This is a genomic window from Solibacillus sp. FSL K6-1523, assembly GCF_038005225.1.
Lineage (GTDB): Bacteria > Bacillota > Bacilli > Bacillales_A > Planococcaceae > Solibacillus.
This window is the reverse complement of the sequence record NZ_JBBOSU010000001.1, coordinates 3,775,808-3,798,272: the sequence shown is the minus strand read 5'-3', so window position 1 is coordinate 3,798,272 and position 22,465 is coordinate 3,775,808. Positions and strand designations below refer to the sequence as shown.

The window sequence follows — 22,465 nt, the reverse complement described above, 5'->3', positions numbered from 1 at the left end:
CGTCCCACCATCTTTTTATTAATAAAAATCCGATTCTAAATCAATATTTATTTCTTTACTATGATGGTTGCGGTAAGAAACTATTAGCGTATCTAGGTGCTCTAAATTTTCTTCGTAGTCTAAAATCCGCGATAAAATGTAAAGTAAGTGATAGCTTGAAAATTGTTCATCCTCAGTAGCCTCTTCCTGAGCGGAGGCGATTTGCTGGATGAATCGCTCCATTAATTCAGCACCTTGTAAATATTCTTCGTGACGTGTCCATTTCGAATGCTCTGGTCTTAGCTTTCCAGTATATTTTAATAATAATTGCTCATGATATGTCAGTAAAAAATCTAGACGATCTTGAATGATAAATTGAAATTGTTTCGGCAATTTACCAAGTTCATTTTCATGTTTGTGTAGTCGTATTAGTAATTCGTAGCTTTTTTTAGATGTTAGGATCATTTGTCGATACACAACAAGTTTCCGCGCCTTTGCGAATTGTTGTTTCTTTACGTAGCTACGATCTTCTTTGAAAAAATCATACATCGTATTTAATTCATTTAAACGCGATTTTAATTTTGTAATTGTTATTTTTGTTGATACGTGTTCACTTGCCTGACGAACAGCAAGTCTAGTCCAACGAATAATATCATCTTGGACAGAATTAATATTTTTAAATAATTTAACTTCATATTTAGGAGGTAAAAAGATTAAGTTGACGATGAACGCTGCAAATACTCCGAGCATGACTGTACCGAAGCGAATTAAGCCGAACATTAGAAACTCATCTCCAGGGACTTCCATAATGGCGATAACTGTTACAAGTGCTAGCGAAATGGACTTCTCTAATTTTAGTTTCATCATTAGTCCGATAACGATAATAGCAGCGATCCCAATTGCAACGATGTGATGACCGAAAATTAGTCCGAAACAAACAGCGATGACCGCACCAATTAAGTTACCTTGAATTTGCTCTAAAATTGTAAGATAAGAGCGATAAATGGATGGCTGTATGGCGAATACCGCAGCAATCCCAGCAAATACAGGAGAGGGAACTTTTAAAAGTTCTGCTAAAAATAGAGCAAATACAATTGCAACGCCCGTTTTTAAAACACGTGCACCTAATTTCATAGGGATTGGCTCCTTCTTTTGAGTCGAATTTAAACCGAGCTACTATGTGGGAATGATACTATTCTACAATAGTAGCTCGTAAAAACTAAATGCTATGAATGGACGATCTCATACTTAATTATAATTTTGAAAATGCATAATTGACAGCTTGAATTGTTTCGTTAATATCTGCCTCTGTATGTTCAGTCGTTAAGAACCAAGCCTCATACTTTGAAGGGGCTAAGTTAACACCTTGAGAAATCAGGAGCTTGAAGAAACGTCCGAATTTTTCGCCGTCTGTATTTTCAGCTTGCTCATAATTTTCTACTTTTTCATCGGTAAAGTATACCGCTAAAGCACCTTTAAGACGATTTACAGTAATTGTTACATTATATTTTACTGCTGCCTCTAAAATACCCGCTTCAAGTAATGCACCTAAACGATCCATTTCCTCATAAATCCCAGGTTGTTGTAAAACTTCTAAACACGCAATACCTGCTTGCATACTTGCAGGGTTACCAGCCATAGTGCCTGCTTGATAAGCTGGTCCAAGTGGAGCGACGGTATTCATCACTTCTAGACGACCGCCGTATGCACCGATTGGTAAACCACCACCGATTACTTTTCCAAGTGCTACCAAGTCAGGTGTTAATCCTAACATTGTATGTGCTGCACCATAGTGGAAACGGAATGCGGTAATGACTTCATCGTGAATTGTCAATGCACCGTATTCTTTTGCTAACGCGTGTACATGTTCAAGGAAGTCTTTGTTTGGTTCAACAATCCCGAAATTCCCTACGATTGGCTCGATTAAAATAGCGGCAATTTGTGCTCCCCATTTTTCCATTGTAAGCGTGAATTCTTCTGCATTATTAAAAGGTACAGTAATGACTTCTGTAGCGACATTTTCTGGAACACCTGCTGAATCTGGAGAACCAAGTGTAGCGGGACCAGAACCAGCTGCAACTAATACTTGGTCGAAGTGACCGTGATAACAACCCGCAAATTTAATAATTTTAGTGCGACCTGTATAAGCACGTGCAACACGTACTGTCGTCATAACAGCTTCTGTTCCTGAGTTATTGAAGCGAACTTTATCTAATGTAGGAATCGCTTCTTTTAACATTTTAGCGAAAGTAATTTCATGTTCTGTTGGCGTCCCGAATAATACACCTGTTTCGGCTGCGCTTGCAATCGCTTTTGCGATATGTGGGTGACCATGACCTGTTACGATAGGTCCGTATGCAGCTAAGTAGTCAATATAACGATTGCCATCTACATCCCAAAAATATGCGCCTTTTCCGCGAGTCATGAATACAGGGGCACCACCGCCAACTGCTTTATACGAACGCGAAGGACTATTAACGCCTCCAACAATATGTTTTAATGCTTCTTCATGAAGTTGTTCAGATTTCGTGTGATTCATTTTTAATTCCTCCAAATAGTTACGATAAATAATTTCTCTACTATTGTAATATGTATTCGTAATGAACGCCAAAGAATTTGAAACGACGAGCAATGTTTTGTACGATAGAAGATAAAATAGGAGGTTTTATTCGATGCTATTAGAAAATCAAAAGGCTCCTTCTTTTTCATTAGTTAATGAAAAGGGAGAGTTAATACATTTAGAGGATTATAAGGGGAAAAATGTAGTCCTTTATTTTTATCCAAAAGATATGACCCCTGGATGTACGACTGAAGCATGTGATTTCCTAGACGCGCATGAGGATTTTTCGAATCTTAATGCAGTCATTTTAGGAGTAAGCATGGATGATGCAAGTCGTCATACGAAATTTATTGAAAAACATGGGCTGCCATTTTCGTTATTAGTGGACGCGGATCACCAAATAGCAGAAAGTTACGGGGTATGGACGCTGAAGAAAAATTTCGGTAAAGAGTATATGGGGATTGAGCGAACAACTTTTTTAATTAATGAGCAGGGCATTGTTGAAAAAGAGTGGCGTAAAGTTCGAGTGAAAAATCATATTGAAGATGTGTTAAACTATTTAAAACATCGATAAAAAACAATGAACATAGAATCATTGTACAAGGGGGATTTTTTTATGGTGATGGTTTATTTCACATTTGAACCGAGGGAAGATTTAAAAGCGCCGTTAATCGCGCAGTTTCCACAAGTAGATTTTAAATTTGATTCAAAATTAGATGTAGCTAATTTGCGAGAGGCGCAAATTTTAGTAACGTATGGTGAGGATTTAACGGAGCAATTGGTCGACGAGGCGCAAAATTTGGAGTGGATTTTCGTAGCTTCGGCAGGGGTTGAAAAAATGCCAGCAGCAGCGATTGCCAAAAGTGACATTTTAGTTTCTAACGTGCGCGGCATCCATAAAAAGCCGATGACAGAATCTATTTTGGCACATATTTTAGCATTAAAGCGTGGCCTGCCATTTATTTATGAACAGCAGTCGAAAGGTCAGTGGAATAAAAAAACGACTTTGTCAGAGTTAAATGGGAGTACGGCATTGATTATTGGACCTGGAGCGATTGGTAGTGAAATCGGTCGTATTCTACAAGCATTTGATGTTTACACAATTGGTTGCAACCGTTCAGGGGAAGCAGCACCTTATATGGATGAAACACACTTATTAGGGGATATGGCACAATATTTGCCGAAAGCGGATATTATTATTTCAATGCTCCCATCAACAAAATATACGAAGCATTTATTAGGATATGAACATTTCAAATTAATGAAGGAATCAGCCATTTTTATGAATTTTGGCAGAGGTGATTTAGTTGATACAAATGTGTTAGTGCAAGTGATGAAAGAACAGCTAATAGCCCATGCAGTATTAGATGTATACGAAATTGAACCATTACCTGCAAATAGTCCACTTTGGGCATGCGAAAATGTTACATTATCACCACATTTCTCAAGTCATTCTTCTCGTTATGTGGAGCGCGGTTTAGAAATTTTTAAACCGAGCTTAGAGCAATGGTTAAACGGTGAGCGTAATTTAGAAAACAAAATGAATTTGCTGCGCGGTTACTAATTGAGAATGGAAATTGAAGAAAGGCATATTTTGGGGGATCCTTTTTCAATTAACGATATTGGTAGTATGGGATGGAAATACTTTCGAATCAAGTTAAATCTAAATAAGCAATTGTTGACAAGATGTAGATGAATTAGCTACACTATTTATAACAATTATAAATTAATAATATGTATGAAGAGAGGTGCATGACGATGTCTGAACTGCATTTGAAAGATGCGCTGGACACGTTAAAGTCTACTGGTGTAAGAATTACTCCTCAGCGTCATGCGATTTTAGAGTATTTAATTCAAAGTATGATTCACCCTACTGCTGATGATATATACAAAGCACTTGCTGACAAGTTTCCGAATATGAGCGTTGCCACAGTATATAATAATTTACGCGTATTTCGTGAAGTGGGCTTAGTGAAGGAATTAACTTACGGTGACGCTGCAAGTCGATTCGATTTTGCAACGGGAGATCATTACCATATTAGCTGTGAAAGCTGTGGTAAAATTGTCGATTTCCATTACCCAGGGTTAAATGAGGTAGAACAATTTGCAGCACATATGACAGGCTTTAAAGTGAATTCACATCGTTTAGAAGTGTATGGTACTTGCCCAGAGTGTGTAGAAAATGGTTCAAAAAAGACTTTATAATAGTTAAAAACCTAGTAACGATTAAGTTACTAGGTTTAATTTTGGGCTTAAATCAATTATATCTCAGCGTAATTACGCAATTAAAAAAGGTGCACCATTAAATAGTGCACGTTGCTTGATTATTGGCTCTTTTTACTATTATAACTTTGATCGAATTCTTTCCCTTCCAGATTTGGATCAAGTGTAAGTGGTTCATTACAATACATACATAAATCTACACGACCTAAAACTTTAGTCCATTTACCACATTCCGGACAGACAACTTGCACTGCGCGAGTTGATAACAGCCCAATCCATCCGTAAACTGCCGTACTTCCAATAATACAAAGCAAACCGAGTGACATAAATATTAATACTAAAATTTGATTTTCTCTAAAGAAAATAGCGCCGTACATAATAACGAAGCCGATAAAAATAAGTGCTAATGCAAAGGAGCGAATTTTATTAATTTTATTGTTATACTTTTTCATGTAGTTTGCCTCCCAATCTAAACTATACTATAACATAGAATAGAATCCATTTAGTAGAGTGGATAAGGGTTCTAATTCCATAATTCAAATTATTTAAGTTGTTTTTAAAGGGTTTGTTCATCAGGTTGTCGAAATTATGCATGAAACATTATATGTAGAAAGACCGTTTTAAAAAGGATAGGATATTCCTTAATGTATGAATTACTATGAATAGTGCTCTACTTTTTACAACTATATTAAAAGACAATAAGAAAAGTAATAATTGAGGAGGAGAAAGATGGAGCATATTTTGCGACCAATATACCAAGAACGTGCAAGTCAACCTGATACACTAGGTGTTATTTTAATTAATAAACGTGAGGATGCACCAAATACGACAGATACATTTGATGCAGTTCTTCTTATTGTAGTAAAAGATGCAGAACATCCTATTTTTTCTAAGCACTATATATATGGTGATTCGAAAACAGTGATGCATATTATAACGGAAGAACGATTACGTAAATGGATTTTTATTGGTTCGAATAAGCGATTAGTTGATTGGATTTTCTTTGGTAAAATTATGTTTGATCGAAATGAGTTTTTATTTAAATTACGATCCGAGTTACAAGAGTTTCCGTTTTTCGGTCGAAAGTTAAAAACGGGTATTCAATTTTCGAAATTAATTCGTCGATATCAAGAAGGAAAAGAGTTATTCGAAAGTGGTCATTACTTAGATTCTTATAATCATGTCGTTGCACTACTCCATCATTTAGGTCGTTTATCGATAATTGATAGTGGCTTATATCCAGAAGTAGTCGTATGGTCTCAAGTGAAAAGAATTGAACCCGCAATATATAAGTTATATGAAGAATTGATTTTAAGTAATGAAAGTTTAGAAAAACGTTTAGAGCTTTTATTTCTTGCAGGAGAGTTTTTAATTAACTCAAGAACGAATGATGGTGGCCAACATATATTAGAAACAATGCTAGAACAACCGAGTTGGACAATTCAAGAATTGCATAATCATCCTGAATTAAGCTACTATTCAACAGACTTAGAAGTGTTTGTTGAATACTTAATTGAAAAGGGATTAATTCTTGTAGAACCGACCATTGCGAAGAATGAGGCTATTTTCCATAGAAATTACTACGTAGACAAGCAATTTGTTGAAAGAGAATATGGTTTATAGTATATTTAACAGAGCGTTTTTATACGCTCTGAATTTTTTTGTAAAAAGTGTTGACGAAACGCTGTATAGTATTGTAATATATTAATTGTCGCTAAGACGTACTCGAAAAAATGATTTACTTTAACAGATTAACTTCTCAAATAACTTTTTCAAAAAAGTTGTTGACAAAGAAAAACAAAAATGTTAAATTAGAGAAGTCGCAAAAACAGCGCACATTTAAAATGAACCTTGAAAACTGAACAAGCAAACGTTAATGATTTAAACGTTTAAGTGATGAACTTAAACAAATTATAGATATCAACTTTATGTTGATACGCTAGCAAAGCAAATGAGCTTTCAAACTAACTTTTATGGAGAGTTTGATCCTGGCTCAGGACGAACGCTGGCGGCGTGCCTAATACATGCAAGTCGAGCGGACTTTCATTGGTGCTTGCACCTTTGAAAGTTAGCGGCGGACGGGTGAGTAACACGTGGGTAACCTACCCTGTAGATTGGGATAACTCCGGGAAACCGGGGCTAATACCGAATAACACATTCGAACTCATGTTCGAATGTTAAAAGACGGCATCTCGCTGTCACTACAGGATGGGCCCGCGGCGCATTAGCTAGTTGGTGAGGTAACGGCTCACCAAGGCAACGATGCGTAGCCGACCTGAGAGGGTGATCGGCCACACTGGGACTGAGACACGGCCCAGACTCCTACGGGAGGCAGCAGTAGGGAATCTTCCACAATGGACGAAAGTCTGATGGAGCAACGCCGCGTGAGTGAAGAAGGATTTCGGTTCGTAAAACTCTGTTGCAAGGGAAGAACAAGTAGCGTAGTAACTGGCGCTACCTTGACGGTACCTTGTTAGAAAGCCACGGCTAACTACGTGCCAGCAGCCGCGGTAATACGTAGGTGGCAAGCGTTGTCCGGAATTATTGGGCGTAAAGCGCGCGCAGGTGGTTTCTTAAGTCTGATGTGAAAGCCCACGGCTCAACCGTGGAGGGTCATTGGAAACTGGGAAACTTGAGTGCAGAAGAGGATAGTGGAATTCCAAGTGTAGCGGTGAAATGCGTAGAGATTTGGAGGAACACCAGTGGCGAAGGCGACTATCTGGTCTGTAACTGACACTGAGGCGCGAAAGCGTGGGGAGCAAACAGGATTAGATACCCTGGTAGTCCACGCCGTAAACGATGAGTGCTAAGTGTTGGGGGGTTTCCGCCCCTCAGTGCTGCAGCTAACGCATTAAGCACTCCGCCTGGGGAGTACGGTCGCAAGACTGAAACTCAAAGGAATTGACGGGGGCCCGCACAAGCGGTGGAGCATGTGGTTTAATTCGAAGCAACGCGAAGAACCTTACCAGGTCTTGACATCCCATTGACCACTGTAGAGATACAGTTTTCCCTTCGGGGACAACGGTGACAGGTGGTGCATGGTTGTCGTCAGCTCGTGTCGTGAGATGTTGGGTTAAGTCCCGCAACGAGCGCAACCCTTATTCTTAGTTGCCATCATTTAGTTGGGCACTCTAAGGAGACTGCCGGTGACAAACCGGAGGAAGGTGGGGATGACGTCAAATCATCATGCCCCTTATGACCTGGGCTACACACGTGCTACAATGGACGGTACAAACGGTTGCCAACCCGCGAGGGGGAGCTAATCCGATAAAACCGTTCTCAGTTCGGATTGTAGGCTGCAACTCGCCTACATGAAGCCGGAATCGCTAGTAATCGCGGATCAGCATGCCGCGGTGAATACGTTCCCGGGCCTTGTACACACCGCCCGTCACACCACGAGAGTTTGTAACACCCGAAGTCGGTGGGGTAACCTTTATGGAGCCAGCCGCCGAAGGTGGGATAGATGATTGGGGTGAAGTCGTAACAAGGTAGCCGTATCGGAAGGTGCGGCTGGATCACCTCCTTTCTAAGGATATTTTCGGAATCATTCCTTCGGGAATGAAACATTAACGTTTGCTGTTCAGTTTTGAAGGTTTATGAATGAAATTTATAACTTCTAAGAGGGCCTATAGCTCAGCTGGTTAGAGCGCACGCCTGATAAGCGTGAGGTCGATGGTTCGAGTCCATTTAGGCCCACCATATAAATTACTTTATATACCTCTTAATTAAATTGGGGCCTTAGCTCAGCTGGGAGAGCGCCTGCCTTGCACGCAGGAGGTCAGCGGTTCGATCCCGCTAGGCTCCACCAAAACTTGTTCTTTGAAAACTGGATAAAACGACATTGAAAGCAATAAACAAACAAATGATCAAGAAATTGATCGTGCAAGTTCTTAAATCTTATCTTTTGATAAGTAGTAACTAATTGAGGATTTCAAGACACAAGTAGTTCTAGGAAGCAATTGAGTGAAGAAAGGAACGTACCTATGTACATGACTGACTAAACGAATGAAGCTGACGACGAAATATGCCGTGTATTGGAAGCCAGAAGGTTAAGTTAATAAGGGCGCACGGTGGATGCCTTGGCACTAGGAGTCGATGAAGGACGGCACTAACACCGATATGCTTTGGGGAGCTGTAAGTAAGCTTTGATCCAGAGATTTCCGAATGGGGGAACCCACTATGTTTAATCGCATAGTATCTTCACGTGAATACATAGCGTGTTGAGGACAGACGCAGAGAACTGAAACATCTAAGTACCTGCAGGAACAGAAAGAAAATTCGATTCCCTGAGTAGCGGCGAGCGAAACGGGAAGAGCCCAAACCAAAGAGCTTGCTCTTTGGGGTTGTAGGACATTCTATACGGAGTTACAAAAGAATGAGATAGTTGAAGCGGCTTGGAAAGGCCCGCCATAGAAGGTAAAAGCCCTGTAAGTGAAACCTCATTCCCTCTTGAATGTATCCTGAGTACGGCGGAACACGTGAAATTCCGTCGGAATCTGGGAGGACCATCTCCCAAGGCTAAATACTACCTAGTGACCGATAGTGAACCAGTACCGTGAGGGAAAGGTGAAAAGCACCCCGGAAGGGGAGTGAAATAGATCCTGAAACCGTGTGCCTACAAGTAGTTAGAGCCCGTTAATGGGTGATAGCGTGCCTTTTGTAGAATGAACCGGCGAGTTACGATTACGTGCGAGGTTAAGTTGATGAGACGGAGCCGCAGCGAAAGCGAGTCTGAATAGGGCGAATTAGTACGTGGTCGTAGACCCGAAACCAGGTGATCTACCCATGTCCAGGGTGAAGGTGAGGTAACACTTACTGGAGGCCCGAACCCACGTACGTTGAAAAGTGCGGGGATGAGGTGTGGGTAGCGGAGAAATTCCAATCGAACCTGGAGATAGCTGGTTCTCTCCGAAATAGCTTTAGGGCTAGCCTCGTGATTGAGAATACTGGAGGTAGAGCACTGTTTGGACTAGGGGGGCATCTCGCTTTACCGAATTCAGACAAACTCCGAATGCCAGATATTTATACACGGGAGTCAGACTGCGAGTGATAAGATCCGTAGTCAAGAGGGAAACAGCCCAGACCACCAGCTAAGGTCCCAAAGTAATCGTTAAGTGGAAAAGGATGTGGCGTTGCTTAGACAACCAGGATGTTGGCTCAGAAGCAGCCATCATTTAAAGAGTGCGTAATAGCTCACTGGTCGAGTGACGCTGCGCCGAAAATTTATCGGGGCTAAACGATTCACCGAAGCTGTGGATGCATCCGTATGGATGCGTGGTAGGAGAGCGTTCTAAGGGCGTTGAAGTCAGACCGGAAGGACTGGTGGAGCGCTTAGAAGTGAGAATGCCGGTATGAGTAGCGAAAGACGGGTGAGAATCCCGTCCACCGTATGACTAAGGTTTCCTGAGGAAGGCTCGTCCGCTCAGGGTTAGTCGGGACCTAAGCCGAGGCCGATAGGCGTAGGCGATGGACAACAGGTTGATATTCCTGTACCACCTCCTCACCGTTTGAGAAATGGGGGGACGCAGTAGGATAGGGTAAGCAGAGCGTTGGTTGTCTCTGTTCAAGCAGTAAGGCGTGTGTGTAGGCAAATCCGCACACTAATACGTTGAGCTGTGATGACGAGTCCGTATGGACGAAGTTCCTGATTTCACACTGCCAAGAAAAGCCTCTATCGAGGTGAGAGGTGCCCGTACCGCAAACCGACACAGGTAGTCGAGGAGAGAATCCTAAGGTGTGCGAGAGAACTCTCGTTAAGGAACTCGGCAAAATGACCCCGTAACTTCGGGAGAAGGGGTGCTCTTGAGCGTGCAAGCGCATGAGAGCCGCAGTGAATAGGCCCAGGCGACTGTTTAGCAAAAACACAGGTCTCTGCAAAACCGTAAGGTGAAGTATAGGGGCTGACGCCTGCCCGGTGCTGGAAGGTTAAGAGGAGTGGTTAGCGCAAGCGAAGCTACGAATTGAAGCCCCAGTAAACGGCGGCCGTAACTATAACGGTCCTAAGGTAGCGAAATTCCTTGTCGGGTAAGTTCCGACCCGCACGAAAGGCGTAACGATCTGGGCACTGTCTCAACGAGAGACTCGGTGAAATTATAGTACCTGTGAAGATGCAGGTTACCCGCGACAGGACGGAAAGACCCCGTGGAGCTTTACTGTAGCCTGATATTGAATTTTGGTACAACTTGTACAGGATAGGTAGGAGCCAGAGATCTCGGAGCGCCAGCTTCGAAGGAGGCGTCAGTGGGATACTACCCTGGTTGTATTGAACTTCTAACCCATGCCCCTTAGCGGGGTAGGAGACAGTGTCAGGCGGACAGTTTGACTGGGGCGGTCGCCTCCTAAAGAGTAACGGAGGCGCCCAAAGGTTCCCTCAGAATGGTTGGAAATCATTCGTAGAGTGTAAAGGCATAAGGGAGCTTGACTGCGAGACCTACAAGTCGAGCAGGGTCGAAAGACGGGCTTAGTGATCCGGTGGTTCCGCATGGAAGGGCCATCGCTCAACGGATAAAAGCTACCCCGGGGATAACAGGCTTATCTCCCCCAAGAGTCCACATCGACGGGGAGGTTTGGCACCTCGATGTCGGCTCATCGCATCCTGGGGCTGTAGTCGGTCCCAAGGGTTGGGCTGTTCGCCCATTAAAGCGGTACGCGAGCTGGGTTCAGAACGTCGTGAGACAGTTCGGTCCCTATCCGTCGTGGGCGTAGGAAATTTGAGAGGAGCTGTCCTTAGTACGAGAGGACCGGGATGGACACACCGCTGGTGTACCAGTTGTTCTGCCAAGAGCATCGCTGGGTAGCTATGTGTGGACGGGATAAGTGCTGAAAGCATCTAAGCATGAAGCCCCCCTCAAGATGAGATTTCCCATTACGCAAGTAAGTAAGACCCCTGAAAGACGATCAGGTAGATAGGTTCGAGGTGGAAGTGTGGCGACATATGGAGCTGACGAATACTAATCGGTCGAGGACTTAACCACAATTTATTGCACAATTCAATGAAACGTTTATCCAGTTTTGAAAGAATAAAATAAAAAATCACTAATAACACTTGACATTTTAAGTGTAAATGGTATAATGAATATTGTCTTTCAAATAGTCTAGTGATGATGGCAAAGAGGTCACACCCGTTCCCATACCGAACACGGAAGTTAAGCTCTTTAGCGCCGATGGTAGTTGGGGGCTTCCCCCTGTGAGAGTAGGACATCGCTAGGCGTACACAACAATATTCCGAAGTAGCTCAGTGGTAGAGCAACCGGCTGTTAACCGGTTGGTCGTAGGTTCGAGTCCTACCTTCGGAGCCATTCTTCTTGGAGAGTTGTCCGAGAGGTCGAAGGAGCACGATTGGAAATCGTGTATGCGGATAACACTGCATCAAGGGTTCAAATCCCTTACTCTCCGCCAGACTATAATAATTCCATTGGCCCGTTGGTCAAGCGGTTAAGACACCGCCCTTTCACGGCGGTAACACGGGTTCGAATCCCGTACGGGTCACCATTCAACATTTATTATCCAGCATGGAGGATTAGCTCAGCTGGGAGAGCATCTGCCTTACAAGCAGAGGGTCGGCGGTTCGAGCCCGTCATCCTCCACCATAAAAAAATAGTATTATCGCGGGGTGGAGCAGTGGTAGCTCGTCGGGCTCATAACCCGAAGGTCACAGGTTCAAGTCCTGTCCCCGCAACCAAATGGTCCCGTGGTGTAGCGGTTAACATGCCTGCCTGTCACGCAGGAGATCGCCGGTTCGATCCCGGTCGGGACCGCCATTTTATATTTCATACATAAAATATGGGTCAGTAGCTCAGTTGGTAGAGCATTAGATTGAAGCTCTAAGTGTCGGCGGTTCGATTCCGTCCTGACCCACCATATTTTTTAAAAGTAATTTGCCGGTGTAGCTCAGTTGGTAGAGCAACTGACTTGTAATCAGTAGGTCGAGGGTTCGACTCCTTTCGCCGGCACCATTAATAGGTGGGGTAGCGAAGTGGCTAAACGCGGCGGACTGTAAATCCGCTCCTTAGGGTTCGGCGGTTCGAATCCGTCCCCCACCACCATTTTCAATCGCAGGGGCATAGTTTAAAGGTAGAACTACGGTCTCCAAAACCGTCAGTGTGGGTTCGATTCCTACTGCCCCTGCCAATTAAATAAACAACAAACGAAATAATATAATGGCGGTTGTGGTGAAGTGGTTAACACACCTGATTGTGGTTCAGGCATTCGTGGGTTCGATTCCCATCAGTCGCCCCATTCTTTATTTAGTTTAAAGGTTTATTTCAAATAAGATAATATAATGGCGGTTGTGGTGAAGTGGTTAACACACCTGATTGTGGTTCAGGCATTCGTGGGTTCGATTCCCATCAGTCGCCCCATTTCTTATAAAATATTAATTTACTTCATTGGGGTATAGCCAAGCGGTAAGGCAACGGATTTTGATTCCGTCATGCCCTGGTTCGAATCCAGGTTCCCCAGCCATTTTTTTGCGGAAGTAGTTCAGTGGTAGAACACCACCTTGCCAAGGTGGGGGTCGCGAGTTCGAACCTCGTCTTCCGCTCCAAAAATATAATTATATATGGCGGCATAGCCAAGTGGTAAGGCACAGGTCTGCAACACCTCTACCACCGGTTCAAATCCGGTTGCCGCCTCCATATACTTTAAATCGGTTATTCCGGTTTTTTTTATTCCTTTTTTTTGATATGCCGGTATGGCGGAATTGGCAGACGCGCGCGACTCAAAATCGCGTTCCGTGAGGAGTGTCGGTTCGACCCCGACTATCGGTATCTATGTGCAGACGTATTAAGAGTTCTCATTAATTTGAGGACTCTTTTTTGTTGTCTAAAAGCCTAAATTTGCAAAGATACATGAAGTAGGGGATTAGATGGGAGCATCGACTATTTCTCCGATGTGCATCTCGACTTCTATGAAGAGCCTGATTCTATATATAACGGTTTGAGCAGTGTTTTTGATTCCTTTCACACCTATTTTACTTCTACTTCTATCGTTCGATTCAATCCATATTTTGCAGCATCAATATATTCTTGAATTGTTTTGTTTGCGATGTTTGCATGCGGATTTAATGACTCGAAGCCGTGGTATGCACCCGCATATAAATGGAAGTCTACATCGACGCCCGCTTGTGCTAATTTGGTTACGTATTGCAGTGTTTCATCGCGGAACGGATCCAATTGGCCAACACAAGTGTATGTGTAAGGTAAGCCATGTAAATCTTCAACTGTAGCTCGAGCAGGTGCTGCATGATATGGGATATTAGTGGAGTCTTTTAAATCGCCTAAATACATAGACCAGCCGCTTTCATTTAAGCTGTAGTTCCAAATGTAGTTACCTGTAATTTCTTTGTTCGAGAAGCTATCGTTTAAATCGTTAATCATTGGATATAATGGCATTTGGAAAATTAAGCTTGGCCCCTGACGGTCTTTCGCTAACAGTGCTAACGCCGCCGTTAAGCCGCCGCCTGCGCTCGCACCTGCAATGCCGATACGAATTGGATCAATATTTAATGCTTCACAATTGTCAGCTACCCATTTTAATGCGCTATAGCAATCTTCTAACGGGGCAGGGTATGGATGTTCTGGTGCTAAACGGTAATCGACTGATACGACGACACAGTTTGCCTCTTTGACGAAACGTTCGCATAACACATCATCACCTTCTGGTACGCCTATCACATAGCCTCCACCGTGAATCCACAGTAAAGCTGGTAACGTGCTTGTTTCACCTTTTTGTTTATAAATGCGCACGCGTAGTGGATCACCGTCTGGACCATTAATCATTTGATCTACTACGCCCATATCTTCTGCAATTGGTAGCTTTGGTGAATTAGCCATCCCTTCGCGCACCGCACCTAAATACTCAAAATTTAATGGTGGAAATGCATCTAACAAACCTCGTAAATCTGGGTGAACACGTTTATTCATGAATACTCCTCCTTTGTTAACGCTTTTATTATATTTAATAGAAATTTATGATATTTAATGAGAATTTATAACCTATTAATATGCTAGCCAACCTGCATCAACTGGAACGACTGCACCGTTAATAAAGCGTGCCTGCTCACTTGCCATCAACAAAATAGCATTCGCAATATCACTCGGCTCTGCCAACTTAGGTGCGTTCATCGCGCCTGAACCTACTTTTCGTTGTCCTAATTCGTTTGAATTTTTAAAAACGGTGCCCATTTCGGTATTGACCCCACCAGGTGCTAACGCGTTACAACGAATACCTTGATCTGCGTACATAAATGCCGTATTTTTTGTCAAGCCAATGATGCCATGTTTGGATGCTGTATAGGCTACACCAGCTCGTGATCCGCTCATACCTGCCGCCGACGCTAAGTTAATGATAACCCCATGTTGTTGTGGTAAAAATACTTGTACAGCAGCGCGACACATACGCATCGTGCCTGTTAAATTAATATCGATAATTTTCTTCCAGTAATCGTCTTGTATATCCGCTACAGGAGAAAAATCATCCATAAAACCTGCATTATTTACGACGATATCAACCTTTTCATAAACTGCAATCGCTTGCTGAAATAACTGATCCACATCTGTGGCGGACGTAATATCGACTTTTACCGCGATCGCCTCGCCGCCGCTTGCTACAATTTCTTTTACCGTTTCATTCGCCTTTTCTATTTGGATATCTGCCACAACAATTTTTGCGCCGTGCCCAACAAATAACTGAGCTGTCGCTTTACCAATACCTTGTGCTGCTCCTGTTATAATTGCAACTTTCCCTGGTAATAACAAATCACTCACACTCCTTTAATTTTCTGAAACAGATGAATATAATTGAAAATCTGCATAGTGTAAGGAAGCGACTGCATCGCATTTGGCACGGTAATGGTCAAAGCCTCCTAAATAAATAAGGAAGCTACGTGGTTTACCTTCAATATTGGAGCCGGTATACCAAGAATCACCTTTCGTATACAGTGTCATTTCTGCCACTTCTCGAGTATGTTCGCTCCACGCATCCTCTGCTTCTTTCGATGGCTCAATTGCATCGATGTCATGTTTTTCTAAGTAATTGATGCAATCGCTTATCCAATCAACATGCTGCTCGATGGCAGTTGGCATAACGACAAGAACTGATGGGCTTTCTGGTCCTGTAATCATAAAGAAATTCGGGAAATCATTTGTAGCGATACCAAGGAATGTTCGAACTTTACCACCGTCTTCCCATTTCTCATTTAATGACACGCCATTTCGCCCTTTAATGTCCATTCGTAATAGTGGTCCCGTCATACCATCATAGCCTGTTGCATAAATAATGACATCTAATGGTATTTCTTCTGTTGTTGTCTGGATGCCTTGTGCAGTAATTTTTTCAATTGGTGTTTTGCGTAAATTGACTAAACGAACGTTCGAGCGATTATATGTTTCATAATAATTCGTCCCTAAAGTTAAGCGCTTAACACCATACATATACTGTGGTAACAATGATTCGGCTGTATCAGTATCTCGAATTATTGCCTTTATTTTGTTACGAATGAAGTCTGAGACAAATGCATTTGCTTGTTCATTAACCATTAGGTCATTATAAACGGTCGTCATATTAAAGCCGCCCGTTGTCCAAGCTTCTTCAAATGCAGCTTCGCGCTCCTCAGCTGTATCTTCGAAAGCTGATTTATTGCGAATAGTAATCGCACTACCAGATGAGGAGAAGTGCAATAACTTTCGAGTTGCTTCGTAATTATTTTTAGACTCCTCAATAAACTGCTGCGTGTAATCATAGTTATTTGCTGGTAAAACATATTGTGCTGTACGCTGAAATACCGTTAATTCCGCCGCAACTTTCGCTACCTCAGGTATGAGTTGCACACCACTTGAGCCTGTCCCAATGACCCCTACTCGTTTATTCGTAAAATCAACAGAGTTTTTTGGCCATTTTCCTGTATGATAAGCTTCACCTTGGAATTGTTCAATTCCTTCAATCTTCGGTAAATTTGTTGCGGATAAGCAGCCGACTGCGGAAATAAAGTATTTGGCTGTTACGACCTCTCCATTTTTCAGTTGTACTACCCAAACGTTTTGTTGTTCATCGAATGTTGCACCTACAACTTGTGTGTTAAATTGAATATCTTTTTTTAAATCTAACTCATCCGTTACATAGTTTAAGTAATTTAAAATTTCATGCTGCAGTGGATATTTAGATGTCCAATTCCACTTTTTATACAACTCTTCGGAAAATGTATAACAATAATGAATACTATCAATATCGCACTTTGCTCCCGGATATAAATTCCAGTACCATACACCACCAACTTCTGCGCCAGCCTCATAAACGACGGTGCTTAAGTTCGATTCGCGAAGCTTATGAAGCATGTAAAGTCCCGCAAACCCCGCACCTACAACAACTGCATCTAATTGCTTGTTCATTTGCATCGTAATTCCTCCTTTGAGTGTACCATCATATTACTGAATAGTTTTAAAATTGAAAATTCCACTTAAATAGGATAATCTATACTAATTAAAGGGGGAATGAATTTGCAATTAACTACTACCTTTTTGAAAGACTTTTTATCGTTACGTAGCATTCAGTCGCAAGAGGAGTTATTTGTACAATTGCTCGATTTATACGAAAATAGTTTTCCTGTGAAAAGTGGCTATTTACTTCGCTATTCTCCACTTGGTCATATCGGAGAAGGTATTATTGCATTTAGATTGAATGATTACAAATTTATTACACACTATGTAGAAGACCTTCGAAACGTACCAATTATTATGGATGCTTTGCAGGAACGTCGTGCGCTTTATGTAAAAGGGGTTGACTATTTAAAATCAATGCCTAGTAAATATATTTCAAATGGAGAATCTGAGCAATTTATCGTCGTACCTATCTTTCATGGTAACGTATCTTTAGGTTATATATGTGGTGATGAATTTGAAGAAGACTTTCAAATTTCTGACACTCTATTGGAAGCGTTTACATATTTCGGTCGCTTAACAGGGGAACTCTTCGCAACGCAACACCAAATTTCGAATAAGTGCCCTTTAAGTAAGCGTGAACTTGAAGTCATGCAGCATGTCGCGTTAGGAGAAAGTACTAAAGAAATTGCCGCTTCCATTCAAATAAGTGATTTAACAGTGAATCAATATATTAAAACAGCAATTAAAAAATTACAGGCACAAAATCGTGTAGAAGCAATCGTCAAGCTATATAAATTAGGGTTGATTTAATAATAGCTGTCCTTTGATCTTTAATGACGTATTAACGGTCATGTAAAATAGCCAATGTTTGTCCAATAACTGAAATAAGTTAACATAGAAAAAAGCATCGAATCATAGGATCGATGCTTTTGCCATTCTACTCATTATTTCTTTTTATCAATAACTACATGTGTTAATGTATCTTCAGCAAAATCAATATCAAACGCTTTTCCGAAGCCTACTACATAGCGTCCTTTGAGTGGTGTTAGCTCAAATAGAGAGAAATCTAATGTGCGTAATAGCTGCATCATCTTTTTGCTATGAACTGTATCAAAGGCTTCGAATATTTCTTCATGCCCTTCATTGCCTAAGTTTTGTGGGGCACATTGAAAGCGAGCTCGTTCTGTTGCAAAGTGGTTTTGTGTAACGGCTTCATCTGCTACAAACAATACATCGATTATTTCGTTTTGCTCAAGGAGTTGATGATGTTCTGCGATATGACTTACATAAACATAAAACTTATTATTTACTTGTACAAATGCTGCTGAGCTACTAAATGCTTGACCTTCTGGTGTAACGAAGCTTAATAATATACTTTTCTTACGTTGTAAAAATGCTTCATAGTCTGAACGGATTTGAATTAGATCAATTGTAGTTTTCATAATAATTCTCCTAACCTCTTACAGTATTTTTTAATTGAATTCGAGGGGCTGAATCCCAAACAACATGTTGAATTTCTGCCTCCATTTTATAAGTGGACTGAATCATCTGCTCAGTCATTACTTCAGTAGGTGTTCCTTTTTGTACACAATGACCATCTTTAACAACGACAATGCGATCACTATAGCTAGATGCTTGATTGAGGTCATGAAGCACCATAACAACGGTCAAACCGGTTTCGCGATTCAGCTCACGGACTAGCTCTAATATTTCGTGCTGATGTGCAATATCTAAATACGTTGTCGGTTCATCGAGCAATAAAATTTCGGGTTTTTGAGCCAATGCCATGGCAATCCAAGCACGTTGAGATTCGCCTCCAGATAGGGCAGCAATAGATTGATTTTGGTAGTGGGTTAAATGTGTTTTCTCAAGTGCCCAATCAACTATCGCGTAATCTTCATCGTTTAAGCGTTCAAACCACTTTTTATGTGGATAGCGACCATAGGCTACTAAATTTCGAACGGTAATATCAGAAGGGGCTTGATTACGTTGACTTAAAATACACATTTTCTTAGCGATTTCTTTGGATGCTAAATTGCGCATATTTTTTTGGTCAAACGTAATCGTTCCAGAGCAATACGGAAGCATACGGGCAACAGCTTTTAAAATAGTTGATTTACCTGAGCCATTTGGTCCAATAATCGATAATATTTCTCCTTTTTGAACATCAAATGAAAAATTATGGACAACTTCTTTTTGCTCATAACGAATGGAGAGCTGTTCAATTGTTAACATTAAAAAGCCTTCTTTCTCATTAAGTATAAAAAGTAAGGACCACCAATAATGGCCATAATAATCCCTGCTGGAATATCGAGGGGAGCAAATAAAGTGCGCCCGACTGTATCGGCCACTAATACAAGGATAGCTCCCATAGCCATGCTCATTGGCAGCATGTATTTATAATCTGATCCGACTAATAAACGCGCCATATGCGGAACAATTAAACCAACAAAACCAATCATTCCGATGGCTGCTACTGAAATCGCTGCTAAAAATACAGCTAAAATAGATAAAATGATACGAATTCGTGTTACATTTTCCCCTAAATTAACGGCTACTTGGTCTCCAAGGCGGATAATATTTGCTTTTCTAATAGCGAATATTGATAAAATCCATCCAATAATGGCGTATACATAAATCATTTGAAGTGCAGAATGTCCCTTTGCTGCTAGGCTTCCATTTAGCCATTGGACAGCTGAAGGAAGACGGTCACTATACATAATTGATAAAAAGCCAATAATACCACCACATAAAGCATTAACTGCGACACCAGATAAAATAATGGTAATCGGGGTAATCCCAGATTTTCGCCATGCAAGTGCATAAACAATGCTCGCAGCTATAATGCCACCAACAAATGCGGCAACAGGAACGAGCTGTATATATTCTGGTTTTGCTAGCATAATAAGTAATACAAATGCAGCAGCTCCACTTGTCACTCCAGTAAGACCAGGATCAGCAAGTGGGTTGCCCATAACGGCTTGTAGTAATGCACCTGAAATGGCGATATTAGCGCCAATTATGAGTGCTAATAAAACACGTGGAAGGCGAATATCCCAAACAATTGTCGTAAAAATCCCATCTTCACGGCCATTCATAAGCGTTTTTAAAATATCAGGAATAGAAATATGTACGCTCCCTAATCCAATCGCGACAATTGTTAGTAGAAGTGCTAATACAAAGGTAATGATAACAATTGCCCGGCTTCTTGTTGACTTTATCATGAAATCTTCCTCATTCTATTGATAGAAATAATCTGCAATTGTTGTTAATGCTGTATCTACGTTGGCAATGGATGTTACACCAAAAACACTGTAATCAAGAAGATGGATTTTATCATTTTTATAGGCTGATAATTGTGTCCATGCGCTATTTTTGGTAATTTCCTGTTTGAATTTGTCTTCATTTGCACCGTGATCACCTGAAGCTAACACAAAAATCATATCAGGGTCCGCAACAACAATTTCTTCTAAATTAAGCGTTGAGTACGTTGAATCTGTTTTTAATATAGACGTTGCGATATTATCTGCGCCAAGACGCTCTACTAAGCTACCTAAATAAGACTTATCGTTCATCACCATAAATGAATCAGCTGTACCAATGACTAACATAATAGAAGGCAGTTCTTTGCCAACTGCTTGTTTTTCTAATTGTTGCTCCCTAGCTACAATTTTTTGCATAATCTCATTCATTTCTTTTTCCTTGCCGAAGTATGTACCTAACACTTTAAAACTTAATTTTAAATCTTCATATGAATCAGTTGGTAAATATGCTGTAGTCAAATTCATGCCTTCTAAAGCTTTATCAAGCGATTCTTGTAACGACCCAGCACCGATAATTAATTCCGTTTGTAAATTTGAAATGACTTCTAAATCTGGGGCCATTGGTGAACCTACTCGTGTAACAGAGTCAAAATCAGTTGGAATTGGATTTGTTGAAGTTGGAACACCTACGGGCACAATATTTAGTAAATGTAGCATTTCAGTTAAAGGAACCGATGTTGTAACGATTTTCCCTGGTACCGTCTCAGGGAAAGCGGCTAATGCTTCTTGGAATTTTTTTTCGTCTACACCATCATTAAATGCGGTATTACTCACAGTATCTTCTTTCGTTTGTTGTTCTTGTGGAGTTGTTTCAGCCGAGCCCACATTTTCGATTTCGTTTTCCGAACAGCCATAAAGGGCTAAAGTAAGTGCTGCGATCATACCGATACTTGCAAACTTTTTCATAATTATGCCTCCATTAATTGATAATGATTTTCAATATCACTAATAATATCAAAGGCAATTGAGAATATCAATATGTAATTGAGAATTAATTTCAAAGAGTTAATTTGGCATTCATCCTCCACTTATCGAAGTAAGGGGCTTCTGCTGAATTAAGTTAAAATATTATGTATAATTTTTAGTGAAATGGTTATCTTTTAAAAAAATATTATAGCTTTTTGTAGCGAAATAAGGGAATTTCCGATAAAATTAAGGTAGTTATTACAGGTGAAAAATAGTGGAACTAAGTTGGAATTTAAAAATGAAATGCTGTTTTTAATACAATGATAATGATTGAAAACAAGAAGAAAGTAGGGTAATGAATGGCAAGTGAGACTACAAATATGAAGTGGATTGAAGCGGTAAGCTATGAAGACATGAGCCAAATTGCTGCCACAATTTTTAAAGAGCAACTAAAAAAAGTAAAGACAAGTGTTTTTGGAATGGCGACGGGTAGTACACCAGAAGGCTTATATAAAGAGTTAGTAAAGGCTTATCAAGCTGGCGAATTATCATTTGCTGAGGCAAAATCATTTAATTTAGATGAATATATTGGAATTACGCCTGAAAATAAAGCGAGCTATCATTACTTTATGGATGAAAATTTATTTAATCATATTGATATGAAGCGTGAAAATATTTATGTGCCGACAGGTGATACTGAGGATATAGAAAAAGCTGCTACGGATTATGATGCAGCAATTGCTACTGTGGGCGGCATTGATATTCAATTATTAGGAATTGGTGTGAATGGTCATATCGGATTTAATGAGCCAGGTACACCGTTTGAGTTAGAAACAAATATTGTCGAGTTGACACAATCAACGCGTGAGGCAAATCAAATTTATTTTGATTCGATTAATGATGTTCCAACAAAAGCGATTACAATGGGGATTCAAACGATTATGAATGCCAAAAAGGTCATTCTTTTAATATCAGGTACATCAAAGCAGGATGCATATGAACGCTTGCGTAGTGGGGAGATTACAACCGATTTCCCGGCAAGCGCATTACACAATCATAAAGATGTGACTGTTATTTATACAGGTGTCAAATAATAA

The 22,465-nt window shown here is 40.9% G+C and carries 16 protein-coding genes, 18 tRNA genes and 3 rRNA genes; 27 read left to right on the top strand and 10 right to left on the bottom strand.

Annotated features, from left to right (window positions below; genetic code table 11):
* Positions 1-18: 18 nt before the first annotated feature.
* Positions 19-1,113, bottom strand: coding sequence for an aromatic acid exporter family protein (locus tag MHI10_RS18340; RefSeq protein WP_340787967.1), 1,095 nt, complete (start codon positions 1,111-1,113; stop codon positions 19-21).
* 118 nt (positions 1,114-1,231) lie between these two features.
* A complete protein-coding gene (locus MHI10_RS18335) occupies positions 1,232-2,518 on the bottom strand; it encodes a glutamate-1-semialdehyde 2,1-aminomutase (protein WP_340787965.1) in 1,287 nt (428 codons plus the stop codon).
* A 133-nt stretch (positions 2,519-2,651) separates the two neighbouring features.
* On the opposite strand from MHI10_RS18335, the gene bcp reads away from it, so the two are divergent.
* The 3 genes from bcp (at position 2,652) to perR (ending at position 4,744) form a co-directional block, all read left to right on the top strand.
* Positions 2,652-3,113 carry a thioredoxin-dependent thiol peroxidase gene (gene bcp, locus MHI10_RS18330; protein ID WP_340787962.1) on the top strand — a complete coding sequence of 154 codons (462 nt, stop codon included), beginning with the start codon at positions 2,652-2,654 and terminating at the stop codon, positions 3,111-3,113.
* Positions 3,114-3,158: 45 nt separating this feature from the next.
* Positions 3,159-4,103, top strand: coding sequence for a D-2-hydroxyacid dehydrogenase (locus MHI10_RS18325; protein ID WP_445683230.1), 945 nt, complete (start codon positions 3,159-3,161; stop codon positions 4,101-4,103).
* A 194-nt stretch (positions 4,104-4,297) separates the two neighbouring features.
* Positions 4,298-4,744 (top strand): peroxide-responsive transcriptional repressor PerR, encoded by a 447-nt coding sequence (perR, locus tag MHI10_RS18320; protein ID WP_340787960.1) that lies wholly within the window; start codon positions 4,298-4,300, stop codon positions 4,742-4,744.
* Between the two features lie 119 nt (positions 4,745-4,863).
* Here the strand turns inward: perR and MHI10_RS18315 are convergent, their stop codons facing one another.
* On the bottom strand, positions 4,864-5,214 hold the full coding sequence (locus MHI10_RS18315) for a YgzB family protein (protein ID WP_340787959.1): 351 nt from the start codon (positions 5,212-5,214) through the stop codon (positions 4,864-4,866).
* Positions 5,215-5,491: 277 nt separating this feature from the next.
* On the opposite strand from MHI10_RS18315, the gene MHI10_RS18310 reads away from it, so the two are divergent.
* From MHI10_RS18310 to MHI10_RS18205, 22 genes are all read left to right on the top strand, one after another.
* Entirely contained in the window at positions 5,492-6,385 is an 894-nt protein-coding gene (locus MHI10_RS18310) for a nucleotidyltransferase-like protein (protein WP_340787957.1), read from the top strand.
* A 347-nt stretch (positions 6,386-6,732) separates the two neighbouring features.
* A 16S ribosomal RNA gene (locus MHI10_RS18305) occupies positions 6,733-8,288 on the top strand.
* Positions 8,289-8,384: 96 nt separating this feature from the next.
* Positions 8,385-8,461: transfer RNA gene (locus MHI10_RS18300), tRNA-Ile, on the top strand.
* Positions 8,462-8,494: 33 nt separating this feature from the next.
* Positions 8,495-8,570, top strand: a tRNA-Ala gene (locus MHI10_RS18295).
* A 239-nt stretch (positions 8,571-8,809) separates the two neighbouring features.
* A 23S ribosomal RNA gene (locus MHI10_RS18290) occupies positions 8,810-11,736 on the top strand.
* A 119-nt stretch (positions 11,737-11,855) separates the two neighbouring features.
* Positions 11,856-11,971 (top strand): 5S ribosomal RNA (gene rrf, locus MHI10_RS18285).
* Together the 16S, 23S and 5S rRNA genes with 18 tRNA genes alongside form the textbook arrangement of a ribosomal RNA operon.
* 14 nt (positions 11,972-11,985) lie before the next feature.
* A tRNA-Asn gene (locus MHI10_RS18280) sits at positions 11,986-12,060 on the top strand.
* Positions 12,061-12,068: 8 nt separating this feature from the next.
* Positions 12,069-12,160: transfer RNA gene (locus MHI10_RS18275), tRNA-Ser, on the top strand.
* A gap of 18 nt (positions 12,161-12,178) precedes the next feature.
* A tRNA-Glu gene (locus MHI10_RS18270) sits at positions 12,179-12,253 on the top strand.
* A 22-nt stretch (positions 12,254-12,275) separates the two neighbouring features.
* Positions 12,276-12,351 (top strand) — tRNA-Val (locus tag MHI10_RS18265).
* A gap of 17 nt (positions 12,352-12,368) precedes the next feature.
* Positions 12,369-12,443, top strand: a tRNA-Met gene (locus tag MHI10_RS18260).
* A gap of 3 nt (positions 12,444-12,446) precedes the next feature.
* Positions 12,447-12,522 (top strand) — tRNA-Asp (locus MHI10_RS18255).
* A 24-nt stretch (positions 12,523-12,546) separates the two neighbouring features.
* Positions 12,547-12,622, top strand: a tRNA-Phe gene (locus MHI10_RS18250).
* 19 nt (positions 12,623-12,641) lie between these two features.
* Positions 12,642-12,717, top strand: a tRNA-Thr gene (locus MHI10_RS18245).
* Positions 12,718-12,723: 6 nt separating this feature from the next.
* Positions 12,724-12,807: transfer RNA gene (locus tag MHI10_RS18240), tRNA-Tyr, on the top strand.
* 11 nt (positions 12,808-12,818) lie between these two features.
* A tRNA-Trp gene (locus MHI10_RS18235) sits at positions 12,819-12,892 on the top strand.
* Between the two features lie 32 nt (positions 12,893-12,924).
* Positions 12,925-13,000, top strand: a tRNA-His gene (locus MHI10_RS18230).
* Positions 13,001-13,046: 46 nt separating this feature from the next.
* A tRNA-His gene (locus tag MHI10_RS18225) sits at positions 13,047-13,122 on the top strand.
* 28 nt (positions 13,123-13,150) lie between these two features.
* Positions 13,151-13,225 (top strand) — tRNA-Gln (locus MHI10_RS18220).
* Between the two features lie 7 nt (positions 13,226-13,232).
* Positions 13,233-13,307 (top strand) — tRNA-Gly (locus MHI10_RS18215).
* A gap of 17 nt (positions 13,308-13,324) precedes the next feature.
* Positions 13,325-13,398, top strand: a tRNA-Cys gene (locus tag MHI10_RS18210).
* A gap of 50 nt (positions 13,399-13,448) precedes the next feature.
* Positions 13,449-13,530, top strand: a tRNA-Leu gene (locus MHI10_RS18205).
* 198 nt (positions 13,531-13,728) lie between these two features.
* On the opposite strand, the gene MHI10_RS18200 is transcribed toward MHI10_RS18205, so the two are convergent.
* The 3 genes from MHI10_RS18200 to MHI10_RS18190 form a co-directional block, all read right to left on the bottom strand.
* Positions 13,729-14,685 carry an alpha/beta hydrolase gene (locus tag MHI10_RS18200; RefSeq protein ID WP_340787955.1) on the bottom strand — a complete coding sequence of 319 codons (957 nt, stop codon included), beginning with the start codon at positions 14,683-14,685 and terminating at the stop codon, positions 13,729-13,731.
* A 75-nt stretch (positions 14,686-14,760) separates the two neighbouring features.
* Positions 14,761-15,528, bottom strand: a complete 768-nt coding sequence (locus tag MHI10_RS18195; protein WP_340787952.1) for a glucose 1-dehydrogenase — start codon at positions 15,526-15,528, stop codon at positions 14,761-14,763.
* Between the two features lie 6 nt (positions 15,529-15,534).
* Positions 15,535-17,154 carry a flavin-containing monooxygenase gene (locus MHI10_RS18190; protein WP_340787949.1) on the bottom strand — a complete coding sequence of 540 codons (1,620 nt, stop codon included), beginning with the start codon at positions 17,152-17,154 and terminating at the stop codon, positions 15,535-15,537.
* A gap of 102 nt (positions 17,155-17,256) precedes the next feature.
* Between MHI10_RS18190 and MHI10_RS18185 the strand changes: the two genes are divergently transcribed.
* Positions 17,257-17,949 carry a response regulator transcription factor gene (locus MHI10_RS18185; protein ID WP_340787946.1) on the top strand — a complete coding sequence of 231 codons (693 nt, stop codon included), beginning with the start codon at positions 17,257-17,259 and terminating at the stop codon, positions 17,947-17,949.
* A gap of 134 nt (positions 17,950-18,083) precedes the next feature.
* Here MHI10_RS18185 and MHI10_RS18180 read toward each other — a convergent pair whose 3' ends face one another.
* Genes MHI10_RS18180 through MHI10_RS18165 form a run of 4 tightly spaced genes read right to left on the bottom strand, consistent with a single transcriptional unit; the run spans position 18,084 to position 21,368 of the window.
* Positions 18,084-18,581, bottom strand: a complete 498-nt coding sequence (locus tag MHI10_RS18180) for a pyridoxamine 5'-phosphate oxidase family protein (protein WP_340787942.1) — start codon at positions 18,579-18,581, stop codon at positions 18,084-18,086.
* Between the two features lie 10 nt (positions 18,582-18,591).
* Complete coding sequence (locus MHI10_RS18175; protein WP_340787940.1) at positions 18,592-19,374, bottom strand: ABC transporter ATP-binding protein; 783 nt, start codon at positions 19,372-19,374, stop codon at positions 18,592-18,594.
* Entirely contained in the window at positions 19,374-20,363 is a 990-nt protein-coding gene (locus MHI10_RS18170; protein ID WP_340787938.1) for a FecCD family ABC transporter permease, read from the bottom strand. The genes MHI10_RS18175 and MHI10_RS18170 overlap by 1 nt, the downstream gene beginning before the upstream one ends.
* A 15-nt stretch (positions 20,364-20,378) precedes the next feature.
* Positions 20,379-21,368, bottom strand: a complete 990-nt coding sequence (locus tag MHI10_RS18165; protein ID WP_340787935.1) for an ABC transporter substrate-binding protein — start codon at positions 21,366-21,368, stop codon at positions 20,379-20,381.
* Between the two features lie 380 nt (positions 21,369-21,748).
* Here MHI10_RS18165 and nagB point away from each other — a divergent pair, with 380 nt between their 5' ends.
* A complete protein-coding gene (gene nagB, locus MHI10_RS18160) occupies positions 21,749-22,462 on the top strand; it encodes a glucosamine-6-phosphate deaminase (RefSeq protein ID WP_340789282.1) in 714 nt (237 codons plus the stop codon).
* The last annotated feature ends 3 nt before the right edge of the window (positions 22,463-22,465 follow it).